At 62.9% G+C, this 13,964-nt stretch carries 11 protein-coding genes; 5 read left to right on the forward strand and 6 right to left on the reverse strand.

The window, feature by feature from the left end:
* The first annotated feature begins 30 nt into the window (after window positions 1-30).
* Complete coding sequence (locus BM004_RS25085) at window positions 31-1,734, forward strand: YadA family autotransporter adhesin (protein ID WP_256220036.1); 1,704 nt, start codon at window positions 31-33, stop codon at window positions 1,732-1,734.
* 75 nt (window positions 1,735-1,809) lie between these two features.
* Here the strand turns inward: BM004_RS25085 and BM004_RS42075 are convergent, their stop codons facing one another.
* The gene (locus BM004_RS42075; RefSeq protein ID WP_371270507.1) at window positions 1,810-2,256 is read right to left on the reverse strand and encodes a transposase domain-containing protein; all 447 of its coding nucleotides are present in this window, start codon (window positions 2,254-2,256) and stop codon (window positions 1,810-1,812) included.
* Window positions 2,257-2,268: 12 nt separating this feature from the next.
* On the reverse strand, window positions 2,269-2,763 hold the full coding sequence (locus BM004_RS25095; RefSeq protein ID WP_093217739.1) for an SgcJ/EcaC family oxidoreductase: 495 nt from the start codon (window positions 2,761-2,763) through the stop codon (window positions 2,269-2,271).
* A 561-nt stretch (window positions 2,764-3,324) separates the two neighbouring features.
* Here BM004_RS25095 and BM004_RS40810 point away from each other — a divergent pair.
* Complete coding sequence (locus BM004_RS40810) at window positions 3,325-3,582, forward strand: hypothetical protein (protein ID WP_143072503.1); 258 nt, start codon at window positions 3,325-3,327, stop codon at window positions 3,580-3,582.
* A gap of 1,032 nt (window positions 3,583-4,614) precedes the next feature.
* Here BM004_RS40810 and BM004_RS25100 read toward each other — a convergent pair.
* Together BM004_RS25100 and BM004_RS25105 are read right to left on the reverse strand one after the other, a co-directional pair.
* Window positions 4,615-5,679, reverse strand: a complete 1,065-nt coding sequence (locus tag BM004_RS25100; protein WP_371270516.1) for an ATP-binding protein — start codon at window positions 5,677-5,679, stop codon at window positions 4,615-4,617.
* A gap of 2 nt (window positions 5,680-5,681) precedes the next feature.
* Window positions 5,682-6,389, reverse strand: coding sequence for a response regulator (locus BM004_RS25105; protein ID WP_256220037.1), 708 nt, complete (start codon window positions 6,387-6,389; stop codon window positions 5,682-5,684).
* 172 nt (window positions 6,390-6,561) lie between these two features.
* On the opposite strand from BM004_RS25105, the gene BM004_RS25110 reads away from it, so the two are divergent.
* Genes BM004_RS25110 through BM004_RS25120 form a run of 3 tightly spaced genes read left to right on the forward strand, consistent with a single transcriptional unit; the run spans window position 6,562 to window position 12,350 of the window.
* A complete protein-coding gene (locus BM004_RS25110) occupies window positions 6,562-7,725 on the forward strand; it encodes an efflux RND transporter periplasmic adaptor subunit (RefSeq protein WP_093217742.1) in 1,164 nt (387 codons plus the stop codon).
* Window positions 7,726-7,745: 20 nt separating this feature from the next.
* Window positions 7,746-10,889: an efflux RND transporter permease subunit gene (locus BM004_RS25115; protein WP_093217744.1), complete on the forward strand. Its 3,144-nt coding sequence runs from the start codon at window positions 7,746-7,748 to the stop codon at window positions 10,887-10,889.
* Between the two features lie 3 nt (window positions 10,890-10,892).
* Window positions 10,893-12,350, forward strand: a complete 1,458-nt coding sequence (locus tag BM004_RS25120; protein ID WP_093217745.1) for an efflux transporter outer membrane subunit — start codon at window positions 10,893-10,895, stop codon at window positions 12,348-12,350.
* A gap of 65 nt (window positions 12,351-12,415) precedes the next feature.
* On the opposite strand, the gene BM004_RS25125 is transcribed toward BM004_RS25120, so the two are convergent.
* Entirely contained in the window at window positions 12,416-13,270 is an 855-nt protein-coding gene (locus BM004_RS25125) for a hypothetical protein (RefSeq protein WP_093217747.1), read from the reverse strand.
* 18 nt (window positions 13,271-13,288) lie between these two features.
* On the reverse strand, window positions 13,289-13,858 hold the full coding sequence (locus BM004_RS25130; protein WP_093217748.1) for a hypothetical protein: 570 nt from the start codon (window positions 13,856-13,858) through the stop codon (window positions 13,289-13,291).
* Between the last annotated feature and the right edge of the window lie 106 nt (window positions 13,859-13,964).

A 13,964-nucleotide genomic window follows, 5' to 3' on the forward strand; every position in this document is an offset into this window, starting at 1 on the left:
CGGCGGCGGTTGCGGCGCACGCTCCGGTGCTTGTCCGCCATCGCCCTGCTCGCTGCGGGCAGCGCCTTTGCCGATGGCTTCGCTGGCGGAACGAGCGGAAGCGCGGGGGTGCCGCAACTCGGGGGCACGGGCAATGCTGGTGGCGCCGCGGCGACCGTCACCGCCGATGGCGCGACCGCGGTGGGCGCCGGCGGCAATGGCGGCACCGGCGACGCTGGCGGAACCGGCGGCGTGGGCGGCGCTGGCGCCAGCGCCACAGCGAGCGGCGCAACCGCCATCGGCGGTGGTGGAACCGCCGCCCAGGGAATTGCCGGCGGCACCGGAGGCACAGGCGGCAGCGGAGCCAGCGCCTCGGCCAGCGGTGCCGTCGCCGTCGGCGCGGGCGCCAGCGGCAGCGACGGCTGCTGCAGCTTCGGTGGGCAGGCCGGCGGCAGCGGCGCCCAGGCGTCGGGCACTTCGGCCATCGCCATCGGCAGCGCCTCGGGCACCACTCGGGGCGCGGTGGCGTCGGGCAACGGCAGCACCGCGATCGGCGGCGCGTACAACGGATCGGCCGGCGCATCGGCGCTGGCCACGGGCGGCGTGGCCGTTGGCTCCGGCAGCCAGGTCGCGAGCGGCGCGACCAACAGCGTGGCCATTGGCGCCAACGCGGTCGCAACGGCGGCGAACACCGTTTCCTTCGGCTCGGCGGGCCAGACGCGCATGCTCGTCAACGTCAGCGCAGGCGCAGTGAACGCCACTAGCACCGATGCCGTCAACGGCAGCCAGCTCTACACGGTGCAGCAGACGTCCAACACGGCCCTGGGCCTTGCCCAGAACTCGGCGCAGTACGGCGTAGGCGGCACCTCGCTGCAGCTCAACGCCAACGGCGGCGCGGGCACCACCATCAGCAACGTGGCCGCCGGACAGGCAAGCACCGACGCGGCCAACGTCGGCCAGGTACAGCAGGCACAGCAGACGGCCGTCACCACCGCGAACAACTTCACCGTGCAGCAGGTCAACGCGCTGCAGGCGCTGATGAACCAGGCCCTGTCCAGCGGCGTGTGCGCGGTGAACGCGGGCGGCTCCGTGGCCTGCGGCCCGGGCGCTGGCGCGAGCGGCGCGGGCAGCACCTCGATGGGCACCAATGCACAGGCCAACGCAGACAACACCGTGGCCGTCGGTAACGGCGCGCGGGCCGATCACGCGGGCTCGGTCGCCATCGGCGCGGGCGCGAAGGCGCTGGCCGATCCCACCACCGCCGTAGGCAACAACGCCATCGCCAGCGGCAACAACGCCGTCGCGCTGGGCGCCAACACGCTGGCCAGCGGCAACAACGCGGTGGCGCTGGGCCAGGGCTCGGTGGCCGATCGCGACAACACCGTGTCGGTGGGCAGTGCCGTCACCAACCAGTTGCGCGGCATCACGAATGTTGCCCCCGGCGTGCTGGGCACTGACGCCGTCAACGTCAACCAGCTGCAGCAGGTCGTGGCCAACGCGACCAGCCAGGCCAATGCTTTCGCGGCACAGGGCGTCGCGGCGGCGCTGGCCATGCCGTCGATGCCGATGCTGCCAACAGGCAGGAAGTGGGTGGGCGCGGCCGTCGGCAACTACGCGGGCGCGTCTGGCGTGGGCATCGCCTTCGGCTATCAGGTCAACGACAACCTGAACCTGGGAGCAGGACTGTCGACGGCGACGAGCAGCGGGAACGGGAGCCGGGTGGCGGCGCGGGTGCAGGCGGGGTATGCGTGGTGAGGGGGGGGGAACCTCGGTCTCGGCACCCTTGCTGCGGAACCCATGGGCGGCGCACCCCCTGCAGCCCGAGTTCGATCACGCACGCTGCAGCGGTCCTTCGCGCAGGCGCCCGCTCTTCACTGCGCCGCTTTTTCCCGTGGCCGCGCGGATCTTGAAAATCGTCGATGCATCGGTCGTGGCTCCGCCCGGTTTGCTGGCGGCAGGTTCCCGACTGCGCGCTCCTCGCCGTAAAGGCGTTGAGCACGCAGGCGCGTGCGGCGGATGACGGTAAGCGCTCAATGAACCACGCCCTTGCGCGTGGTGTCGGAGCCGATGCGCGCAGGGAGAGGCCTGCGCGCCGTCGAGCCCGATGTTCCAGGGCAGCAGCAGTGCCTCGTCGTCGTCGACGGTCTGCGCCAGCGGCAGCTTCTTGAACGAGGCGACCCGGTACCGATAGGGTTCGACGTTGTTGGCCTTGGCTGTCTCGATCAGCGAGTACAGGTTGGCGCTGGCATTCGCGCCGCCCACGGTATCAGCGAACAACCAACCGGAGCGTCAAGACGAAATGCCCGATTGTTTGCGTACTTCGGGCATCGCCGACGAGTGGTGATGCGCGATCAGCCACTGGCCATTCACCCATTCGTAGACATAGGTGTAGCGCGCGTGCACCGTGCCTCCGTCCTTGAAGCGGAAGGTGTAGGTGCCAACGTCCTGTGCCACGTTGCAGCCGATCTTGATGATGCGCTGGTCGATCTTTCCCTGCGGCTTGCTCTTGAGAAACTTGACGAAGTACTCGCGAATCTCGGCCGGGTTGGTGCGGGGCTTGTTCGACACGGTCGGCAGCAGAACGCCGTCGGGCGCGTAGTTGGCGACCACCTTGTCGGGGTCCAACGTACGCAGCGAACTGTTCCAGCGGTCGAAGAGCGCGCTGACCTGCGCTGCATCGGTCTGTGCGCAAGCGACGGCGCCAGACCCCTGGGCCAACGCCCCGGCGGAAAGAGTGAGGGAGAGAACGCCGAGGGCGGCGCTGAGGACGAGACTTTTCTTCACGGAGACTCCTTGTTATGAAAGTAGTTGAAGCACCGGTGCCGGCCGGAGCTGCACCGCATTCGCGAAGCAGGAATCAAGTCTCTGGCGCACGGGCGAACACTACGCCTTCCGGGCGATGAACGCCAGTTGAAGTTCAAAAGATAACCCGCTCAAAGCGGGTTGAGGCGGCGACTTCGTTTTCCTCGTCGTCGGACTTCGACGCGCTGGGACCCCTCTACTTGTTTTCGGGAATGGCTTCGGAAATCGGCCTCGACAGCCTCCAGGCTCGCCGCAAAGCGTTTCCCCGCCGAGCTTCTCGATGTCCCTCTTTCCCTCTTTCCCGCTTCTTCGCGCGGCGCGTCGGCACCGGCCGTCCCCTCACTGCGATCCCGCGTGCATCGCGCCGGCTACGTCTTCGCTCTAACCGTCGCACTTGCGCTTGGTGCGTGCAGCGGAGGGGGCGGCGGTGACTCTTGCTTCTTCCCCAGTTTCCCCGCATCTCCTGCGCCCTCATCCGTACCGACTGCCGAGACCTCGCCGCCTGCTGAAGCCTCACCGCCTCTGACGGCACCCACTTATTCTGTGACCGGCACGGTCGGTGGCCTCCTGGGGACGGGCTTGGTATTGCAAAACAACGCCGGCGACGATCCGCCCATCGCTGCCGATGGCCGCTTCAGCTTTGCGACGCCGCTTGCGGCTGGCGCGAGCGATGCGGTTTCGATCAAATCCCAGTCGAAGATCCTGACGCGCGTGTGCACCCTCAACAATGCCAGCGGAACGATCGCGACGGCAGAGGTGAGCGATGTGCATGTCTTGCGAGGAAGTAGGCCGGCCAGATGATGCACCGACCAGTGCGTCCGTTCACATCGGGAAGCGAACTGACAACTGGCTAATCAAAGGACTGTGCGCAGCGCGAAGCGTGCCGGGACCAAAGGCACTTCTTTCTGTAGAAGTTCTCGTTGGGGGCATACCTCTTGGCGAAACGCAGCCATGTCGGGCCTTTGCGAACCGATCTCGCGTGTGCGAAGAACACGAATGACGCGGCGCTTGTGCATGAGTTGGGCGATCTCCTTGCATACCCCATCGTTTCGCCTGACGGTGTCACATTCAAAGACGTCATTGAGCTCACGTAGTCGTTCCGGGTTTGCGATAACCGATTTGATGGAGGCGGTTGGGGCCGGCTGTCCACATGCGGTCAATAAGCAGACGATTGCAAGTTGAGACAGCAACAAATTTTGATTGCCTTTGCGTTGCTTCGGGTCTGCTGGGTGATGCAGGTCCCTGTCCGGGTTCGGTGGCTCGTTGTGTGCATGCCTCGCCGAGAGTTGGTGCGCCTCTATGCTCGGCTCTAACAGGTCTTTCGTGCGTATGAACATCGTCCTCAATCATCTGAATGTGATTGATTGATGGTGCGACGCACGTGTTCACGGTCGGTCGCGAGTCGATGGAGAATCGATGGATCGAACGAACATTCGCCATGGCGGCGCAAAACTGTTTCTTTTCGGCTCCATCCTGCGTCGCTGTATGAACGCGGGGATTGTTCAAGATGATGGCGTTGCTGTCGATAGCGATACCATCAAGGCCGATGCTCGCAGAGCGCGCCGCTTGCACTTCTCCGGCTCTCGCCATGGCGTCAAGGTACCCAGCACAGGCGTTGCGCGAGCGGTGAAGGAGCCTGCCAGTCGGGCAGAGGATCTGAGAGTCGGCCGCGACCGATGCCCGGGCTCGTTGCACGCACTCAGCAGCCGTGCTGCTGCCCAGACTTCACGGGCGTACGCGACGGGTCAAGCCGACTCGAGGGCGTTGCGAGTTGGACGATCGGGGAGCAGATCATGCGAGACCTGGATAGTCTTGCAGACCATTTCTGTCTTCTCACTGCGAGTGAGCAGGCCAACTGAGCTCGAAGATCGAACCCCCTTTGGGAGAGCGGCGGCATGCTGCTTCTCCTGCGTGCGACTGCGCGATTGCCCGCACGACTGCAAGTCCCAATCCGCTTCCCGCACCGTCCTGGGAGCGTGAGAAGTTGCCTCTCTGGAACGCATCAAACACATGAGCTACGAGATCATCAGCGATGCCGGGGCCGTCGTCTTCCACACTCAATCGGTACCAACCATCCCGCTCACAGCCTCGAATACGGATACAACCGGGTACGGCATGGCGTCGCGCGTTCTCCAACAAGGCCAACAAGGCTTGCCGGATCCTGGCCGGGTCACAGCGCACCTGCTCAGAATCGAGTTCAACGACAGGAATCAAGCCAGCGGACGCCAGGCGGGGCCGTAGCAGCTGTAGCAATGAGTCGATCTCCAGGGAAATATCGGCGTCGGTCAAGTGAAGCTGGAGATGGCCGCTGTCCGCCAGCCCCACAACGCGCAAATCCTCAATCAGCCGGGCCAGGTTCTTGACTTGAGAGAGCAGATTGAGAAACTGCTGTTCATTCGCTTCGAAGACTCCGTCTGCGAGCCCTTGGAGCCGGCCCTGAAGAATGGTGACGGGGGTGCGAAGTTCATGGGCGATCGCAGCGTTCCAGAACAGTTGTTCCTTCGTCATGCGCTGCAGGCGCTCTGCCATGACGTTGAAGTCGTCCACGAGCAGTGCAGCCTCCCCAAGCGAACGATCGCCGGCGACCGCCCTGACTCCCAGGTTTCCGCGTGCGAGATCGCGCAGGCTGTCGGCCACGGATGTCAGCGGCTCGAGAATTCGCCGAGAGAGTTTGATGGCCACGGCCACGGCGAGCGCCAGCGCCGCAAAGGTTGTCAGCACCATCCACAGCCATTCCACTTTCGAAGGCAGCCATTCGCCGACGACGGGAGCCTGGGAGGGCCACAAGTTGAACAGCGCCGCATAGAACGCATAGGAGCCCAGGATGACCAGCAGGATGACCCCGAGTACCACGGCCCCCATGGACAAGACAATTTGCCGGCTGAGCCCCGTGGGCATCTTCACGATGTGCTTCCAAACTTGTAGCCGACTCCCCGCACGCTGGCTGGAACGCCGTTCACGTCGAGGTCTTCCAGCTTCTTGCGCAGCTTGCTGATGTGGCTGTCCACGGTCCGCTCGAGTGTGTCTCCCTCAGGAAGGCAATGAGTCAGCAATTCGATTCGACTGAACACCTGCCGGGGCGATCGTGCGAGGTGTGCCAAGAGTTTGAATTCGGTCAGCGTCAGCGAAAGCGAATGTGCGCGGCGCTCGAGCTGAACTGTCACCTCGTGGTGATCCAGATCTATCTTGAAGATGTCCACGCGCATCACCTTGCGGATCTGACTCGGCTGCTCGTTGGATGTTCGCCGCAACACTGCCTGTGCGCGCGCCACGACTTCAGCGGGATTGAACGGCTTGACGACATAGTCGTCAGCGCCGATGCGCAGGCCCATTAGTTTGTCGATGTCCTGATCCAGCGCGGTCAGCATGATCACGGGCGTACCACCGCGGTGCCGAATCTCGGAGAGGACTTGCCAGCCGTCTACGTGTGGCATCTGCACATCCAGCAAGACGAGGTCAGGCTTGAGCGTCATGTGCATTTCCAATGCCCGGCGCCCGTCTGCTGCATGAACGACTTGCAATCCACTGCGCGTGAGATAGGCGGTCAGTATGTCGGCAATCTCGGGTTCATCTTCAGCGACGAGGACGAGCGCCTGAGGCTGTCTCATGCGGGCCGTTCCGGGCACTTCATGACTCGGAGAGTCAGCCATATTGGTGTATTTCCATCAATTCAATCGCGTCCATCATATCTACACAATTCGTTGACGGTTTCCCCATTCCTCGTCCGCAGAATTCCCCGACTTTCAGCACTATTGCTGCGCCACAGGGTTTCTGACGGACATGAAAATCGATTGGGTTCAAAAAAAATGGGGCGTGAAGTCTCTCGCGGCTTTGGCGTCTCTCGCGCTCGTAGGGTGCGAGAACTCAGCGCCGGAGGCGGCCGCACCACCTGCCCAGGTGTCGGTCATCACGCTGTCGCAGACCCGTGTGGACGCGGTGGATGAATTGCCTGGGCGCGTTGCCGCGGTGCGTACGGCAGAGATCCGTGCTCAGGTAAGCGGTATCGTCCAACGGCGTCTCTTTGAACAGGGGGCAGAGATCAGGGCGGGCCAACCGCTTTTCCAGATCAACCCAGCTCCCTTCAGAGCGGATGTGCAGAGTGCCGCGGCGGCGCTGAAGCGTGCGGAAGCCGCGCGCAACCGGGCGCAGGTGCAAGCTGATCGGCTGCACCCTTTGCTGGATGCCGAGGCCGTAAGCCGACAGGTATACGACGACGCGGTCACGCAGCGCGACCAGGCTCTCGCCGACGTCGCGCAGGCGAAGGCCACGCTTTCGCGCAAACGACTCGATCTGCAGTTTTCCACCGTCGATGCGCCAATTGCCGGTCGAATCGATCAGGCCCTTGTCACGGAGGGTGCGCTGGTCGGCGCGAGCGACACGAACCCCATGGCTCGTGTCCAGCAGATTGACCAGGTCTACGTCGATGTGAGGCAGCCGGCCTCGACGCTGGATGCCATGCGCGACGTACTTTCAAAGAGGTCGGCCGACAACCAGGGACTTCCGGCGGCCATTCTCCGCAGCGACGGAGTGGCTTACCCCGTCAAGGGGCGCATTCTCTTTTCCGGCGTCAATGTGGATGCCGGGACGGGTGACGTGCTGGTGCGTGTTCTCGTGGACAACGCGAAGCGTGATCTGTTGCCCGGCATGTTCGTACGCGCGCGTGTACCGCGGGGTAGTTACCCAGACGCGTTGATGGTTCCGCAGCAAGCAGTGGTGCGCAACGGCAACGAGGTCAAAGTCTGGGTCCTCGATCAGGGAAACAAAGCACATCTGACATCCATTCAGCTGGGTGAACTGATTGGCCGGCAGTACCGCGTCCGCGACGGATTGCGTGCGGGCCAGAAGATCGTGACGGAGGGAATGGAGCGGCTGACCGATGGCGCGCTGGCCACACCGAGCGCGCTGCCGAAGGCGGCACCGGCTCTCGGCGACGAAGCGCGCTGAGCCAGAGGAAATTAGAGACCATGCCTCAGTTTTTCATCAACCGCCCGGTGTTTGCCTGGGTCGTCGCTGCGTTCATCATCCTGTTCGGATTGATCGCCATCCCCAAGCTACCGATCGAACGGTATCCCTCCGTCGCGCCCCCGACGGTCAATGTCTCCGCGTCCTATCCCGGTGCTTCACCTCAGACAATGAACGACGCGGTGGTCGGGCTGATCGAGCGCGAACTCTCCAGTGTCAAGAACCTGCTCTATTTCGAGTCGTCTGCCGATACTTCCGGGGCCGCTCAGATCGTGGCGACGTTCAAGCCGGGCACCGAGCCCGACATGGCGCAGGTGGACGTACAGAACCGACTCAAAGCGATCGAGCCGCGCTTGCCGCAGGTCGTGCGGCAGAACGGCGTGAACGTCGAGTCCGCGTCCTCAGGCTTCCTGATGATCGTCGGCCTGACTTCTTCAGACGGTCGCTTCGACGAGATCGCGTTGAGCGATTACATGTCGCGCAACATCACCGAAGAGTTGCGGCGCATCGAGGGGGTGGGGAAGGTGCAGTTGTTTGGCGCAGAGCGTGCCCTGCGCATTTGGGTCGACCCGGCCAAACTGACCGCCTATAACCTCTCGATGAGCGACTTGTCCAGTGCGGTCAGCCGCCAGAATGCGCAGATTGCGCCAGGCCGGGTGGGCGACTCTCCTTCGTTGCCGGGCCAACGTGTGACTATTCCGCTGACGGTGCAGGGACAGCTTCAGAACCCCGAGCAGTTCGCCGGGATTGTGCTGCGCGCCAACGCTGACGGGTCGAAAGTCGTGATGAGCGACGTGGCGCGTGTTGAGTTGGGTGCGCAGTCCTACAACTTCGTGAATCGCCAGAACGGCAAGACTGCCACGGCGGCCGCGGTGCAACTGTCGCCCGGTGCCAATGCGGTCAAGACGGCGGAGGGTGTGCGCAAGCGACTGGACGAGCTGAGTCAAAGCCTCCCCCAGGGCATGGAGTACTCCGTTCCGTTCGAGACCGCGCCCTTCGTGAAGATCTCCATCGAAAAGGTTGTCCATACTTTGCTGGAGGCCATGGTGCTCGTGTTTCTGGTGATGTTCCTGTTCCTGCAGAACATCCGCTACACGTTGATCCCAGCCATCGTGGCACCCATCGCGCTGCTCGGAACTTTCGCCGTGATGCTGGTGGCCGGTTTCTCGATCAACGTCCTCACGATGTTCGGCATGGTGCTGGCGATCGGCATCATCGTGGATGACGCAATCGTGGTTGTTGAGAACGTCGAGCGCCTGATGGCCTCCGAAGGCTTGTCACCCAAGGAAGCCACATCCAAGGCCATGCGGGAGATCACGGGTGCCGTCGTGGGCATCACCTTGGTGTTGACGGCGGTCTTCATTCCCATGGCCTTCGCCAGCGGTTCCGTGGGCGTGATTTACAAGCAGTTCACGCTGTCCATGGCCGTGTCCATCCTGTTTTCCGCGTTTCTCGCGCTCAGCCTGACGCCCGCACTGTGCGCCACGCTACTCAAGCCAGTGGCGCCAGGCCATCACGAGGGGCGTGGCTTGTTCGGTTGGTTCAACCGCTCTTTCGATCGTTTGACGCAGAAGTATGAATCGGGGGTGGTCTTGCTGGTCAAACGCGCCGGCCGGGTGATGATTGCGTTTACGGTGATCGCGGCGGTGCTGGTGTTCGCATTCCGCCAGTTGCCATCGGCTTTCCTTCCTGAGGAAGACCAAGGCTACTTCATGACGTCGTTTCAGTTGCCGTCGGACGCAACGACCGAACGCACGCTCGATGTGGTCAAGAAGTTCGAGCAGCATGCAGCCGCACGTGCAGGCATCGGCGACAGCCTATCCATCCTGGGCTTCGGCTTCTCCGGCTCGGGGCCGAATGCAGCCCTGGCCTTCACCATGCTCAAGGACTGGAAGTATCGCGACGGCGCGACCGCCCAGGAGGAGGTCGCTCAGGCGCAGCAGGCGATGTCGCAGTCAGCCGAAGGCACGGTGATGAGCCTGATGCCCCCGGCGATCGAGGGCCTCGGCAACTCGTCGGGATTTGCCCTGCGATTGCAGGACCGGGCCAACCAGGGCCATGAGGCGCTGAAGGCGGCTGAGGCCAAGCTGTTGCAGCTCGCGGCACAGAGCAAGCTCGTGACGGCGGTCTATCCGGACGGTTTGCCTGCGGGCACCAGCATCCAGCTGGACATTGACCGGCAGAAGGCTCAGGCACTGGGCGTGTCCTTCGGCGATATCAGCGACACCCTGTCTGCGGCCATGGGTTCGCTCTACGTCAACGATTTCCCCAACGCAGGGCGCATGCAGCAGGTCATCATCCAGGCCGATGCGCCAGCGCGCATGCAACTCGATGACGTGCTCAAGCTCTATGTTCGCAACGCAAGCGGCGCCATGGTGCCGTTGCGCGAAGTTGTCACGCCGATCTGGAGCGAGACACCGCTGCAACTGGTGCGCTACCAGGGCTACCCCACGTCGCGGTTGTCGGGCAACGCGGCGCCCGGCGTATCCAGTGGTGACGCCATGGCCGAGATGGAGCGGCTGGCCGCACAGCTTCCGAAGGGCTTCGCCGTGGAGTGGACGGGGCAATCGCTGCAAGAGCGCGAGTCGGCCTCGCAGGCACCGATGCTCATGGCCTTGTCCATGCTGGTCGTCTTTCTGGTGCTGGCCGCCTTGTATGAAAGCTGGTCCATCCCTGTGTCGGTCATGCTCGTCGTGCCACTGGGGCTGATCGGCGCGGTGGTCGCAGTGCTGCTGCGAGGCCTGCCCAATGACGTGTTCTTCAAGGTGGGAATGATCACCGTCATAGGCTTGTCGGCCAAGAATGCGATCTTGATCGTCGAGTTTGCCAAGCAGCTGCGCGAGCAGGGCAAGGGGTTGGTCGAGTCGGCTGTGATGGCGGCGCGCCTGCGGCTGAGGCCGATCCTGATGACGTCGCTGGCGTTCGCCTTGGGTGTCGTGCCTTTGATGATTGCCATGGGGGCGAGCGCCGCGACCCAGCACGCCATCGGCACCGGTGTGTTCGGCGGCATGGTGAGCGCCACATTGCTCGCGGTGTTCTTCGTGCCGGTGTTCTTCGTCTCGGTATTGGGACTCCAGGAACGCATCGAAAAGCGGCGCGCCACGCGCCACGCACAGCGGGCGCTGCCCCAGATTGCAGAGGATTGATTCATGCGGTTTCTTCTACTTCCCCTGGTGCTGGCACTTTCGGGATGCTCCTTGGCGCCGAAACTCGTAACGCCCGACACACCGGTCCCCGCAATGTTTCCGATGCAGGCCCATGATGCCGCGCCCGGCGTTCATGCCGCCGACCTTGGCTGGCGGACGATGTTCAAGGATTCACGGCTGCAGCGGCTGATCGAGCTGTCCTTGGCCAACAACCGCGACCTGCGAATTGCCGCGCTCAACGTCGAGGCCGCGCACGCCCAGTTTCGCGTTCAGCGCGCAAGCAGGCTGCCGGCTTTGGAGGTCAATGGCTCGGCATCGCGCGAGCGTGCACTGGGCGCCGGCAATCCAGGCAGCACGGCCGCGCCGCGCTCCAGCATCCAGGAGCAAACAAGCCTGGCCCTGGGTCTGAGCGCCTTCGAGATCGACCTTTTCGGTCGTGTCCGATCGCTGTCGGACGCTGCATTTGCGCGTTACCTGGCCAGCGACGAAGGGCGGCGCAGCGTCCAGCTATCGCTGGTCTCCGCGGTGGCCGATGCCTGCTTTTCCGAACGGCTGGCGCACAGCCAGTTGCAGCTGTCGCAGCGAACCTTCGCCGGCTGGCAACAATCGCTGGACCTCGCGCGGCGGCTCAAGCAGGCTGACCAGAACAGCGGGCTGGAGGTAGCGCAGGCCGAAGGCCAGGTTGCGACGGCTGAAGCCGATCTCGAGGCTCGCGAACGCGCGCTGGCGCAGTCCCGCAATGCATTGCAACTGTTGATTGGCGGAGAGATCCCCGAGGACCTGCTAGGGATCGGGATGCAGGAAGATCCCCCGGTCGTCACCCGCCTGCCTGCCGGATTGCCATCGGATCTCTTGAGCCGGCGACCTGACATTCGGCAAGCCGAGCAAAACCTCGCGGCCGCCAACGCGAGCATCGGTGCCGCGCGCGCGGCATTCTTTCCCCGACTGTCACTCACTGCGTCCTTGGGGTACGCAAGCCCCGCCTTGAGCGGATTGGTGGGCGCCGACCATCGTACGTGGCGATTTGCGCCACAGATCACCCAACCGCTATTCCAGGGCGGCAGCTTGCGAGCCGAGTTGCGGCTCGCGGAGATACGCAAATCGACCGCCATCCTGGAGTACGAGCGGGCCGTCCAGACGGCTTTCCGTGAAGTGGCCGACGGCCCCGCCGGCACCGCGACCTATGGTCGCCAGATCGACGCCCAGACCCGGGTAGTCGCGAGCGCGCAAAAGCGTCTCGATCTCTCCACATTGCGTCACCGATACGGTCTTGAGGGGCGACGGGAGTTGCTCGATGCCCAGCGCCAGCTTTATGCCGCCAGCCAAGCCTTGCTCGACCTGCGTCGTAACGAGATCGGCAATGCGGTCTTGCTCTACAAAGCCCTTGGAGGCGGGCTGCTTGAGAAAACTGTTGAGCCAACGGCCAGCCCGGTTGAACCGCATAGCGCGTGGGCAAGCTGAATGTCACTGCGAGCAGACGCCAGCCTGACCAGTGGCGGTATCTCCGCTGCGCAAGGAGCAGAGCGCTACAACACGCTGAGGCGACGAAGATAGGCGCGATCCTTCGCGATCTTGGCCGCTGTCAGGCCTTGGGATTGCAGTGATTTCGGATCGGAATCGAGCAACTTCGCAATCGCGTCGATCGCGACACGGGCGCCTTCGAAATTCTTGGCCGCGATGGCTTCCTTGAAATTGCTGTAAGGGATGCCGACTTCGTGAGATGCGAGGTCGGCGAGTGCTTGCTGAATCAGGACATCGTTGACGTGTACGCTTCCGTAGATTTTTCGATCTCTCGAGGATGACTGCAAAGAAGTGAGAATTTCCTGGAGGATCTGCTTCGCATCGTCACAGGTATCGAAACCCAACTTGAAGCAAGTCTGTTGAAGCGCTCGGCCATAGTTGTACCGCAGGGTTGCTTCATACGCATTGGTGTCGGACTCTTGCTGGATGCCACCCTTGTACGCATTGTCGAACAACGCAAGGGCGGCGTCCGGATCGCGCGCCCGGTCCAGTCGGTTGAGTCCTTCAGACAAATAGTCGCGGGTGTATTCATCGCGCCTTTTCTCGATGATGAAGACGTACTCTCGTTCGGGCTGGACGGCCGATGAAAACATCGCGATGGTTCGTTCTCGATAGCCTTGGCCTGCGTTTGCACTGATGGCAAGGCGCTTCGCGCCTGCGGGCATGAAGATCGTTACCTGCGAACTTTCGAGCTTGGTGACCGCCGCCTGACCATCAATCGTGGCTTTGAAGGATGTGGGTGTGACACTGCTGCTCGCGCCGTACTCTCTCAAACTCACGGCGATCGACGCGGGGTCTGCCTGGGCGGCGCTGGCGGCGATCAGAGCGATCAACAACGCGTTCAGTTTCGGGTAGGCCATGAATCACCTCCTTGTTGATTACTTCTTGAGGCTGATGCCAAGGACGATGGCGATGTACGCAAGCAGTTCCTTCGCGTACGTCGTGGTTGCTGCGCGGAAGAACACGGGTAGCGAGACCTGTTTTCCGTCCACGGTTGTGTCGTAGTGAGCCAGACGTTCTCGATTGACATCCACCACGCCGTACATCACGACCGTGAGGACAAAGAAAGAAAGGAGGATGTAGAACAGGGCAGCCGTCGAAATTGGAATTCGAGCTTCGGCGGACACGATTTTCACGGCGTATGCCGTCAGGAATGGAACAAAAATGACTCCGATTGTCTGGCGCAGAGCGCCGTAGAAGTCGCTCGCCATCACTTGTGCAAAGGATAGCGAGACATTGTCTGCGGCAAACCCGTCCGTGATGATCGCCGCCCAGGCGATGGCCAGAATGGGAAGGAAGTAGACAACCAGAATGGGATAAAGAATCCAAGTGATACCAAGATCGGGCAGGCGGAAGCCCCGGGATTGAAGTGGCGCCAGCGCAATGGCCTTGACGGGCGGCAGCGGCACCCTTGCGCCGACGCCTTCTTCTTTCGTGCCAGTGGCCATCGTTCGTCTCCTAGTCTTACTGTGTCACAAGAGTAGCTTTACGCCCGCCCTTCCGCAGCAGGGGCACTGCCCGAGACGAGCGATCAGCTGGTAGCTCAGTCGATGG

It is taken from the genome of Variovorax sp. OK212, assembly GCF_900112425.1.
GTDB lineage: Bacteria > Pseudomonadota > Gammaproteobacteria > Burkholderiales > Burkholderiaceae_C > Variovorax.

Bases quoted from the DNA above. Each gene is read 5' to 3' on its own strand.
- BM004_RS25100 (WP_371270516.1), bottom strand. From the start codon at position 5,679: ATGCCCACGGGGCTCAGCCGGCAAATTGTCTTGTCCATGGGGGCCGTG.
- BM004_RS25105 (WP_256220037.1), bottom strand. From the start codon at position 6,389: ATGAGACAGCCTCAGGCGCTCGTCCTCGTCGCTGAAGATGAACCCGAG.
- BM004_RS25110 (WP_093217742.1), top strand. From the start codon at position 6,562: ATGAAAATCGATTGGGTTCAAAAAAAATGGGGCGTGAAGTCTCTCGCG.
- BM004_RS25115 (WP_093217744.1), top strand. From the start codon at position 7,746: ATGCCTCAGTTTTTCATCAACCGCCCGGTGTTTGCCTGGGTCGTCGCT.
- BM004_RS25120 (WP_093217745.1), top strand. From the start codon at position 10,893: ATGCGGTTTCTTCTACTTCCCCTGGTGCTGGCACTTTCGGGATGCTCC.
- BM004_RS25125 (WP_093217747.1), bottom strand. From the start codon at position 13,270: ATGGCCTACCCGAAACTGAACGCGTTGTTGATCGCTCTGATCGCCGCC.
- BM004_RS25130 (WP_093217748.1), bottom strand. From the start codon at position 13,858: ATGGCCACTGGCACGAAAGAAGAAGGCGTCGGCGCAAGGGTGCCGCTG.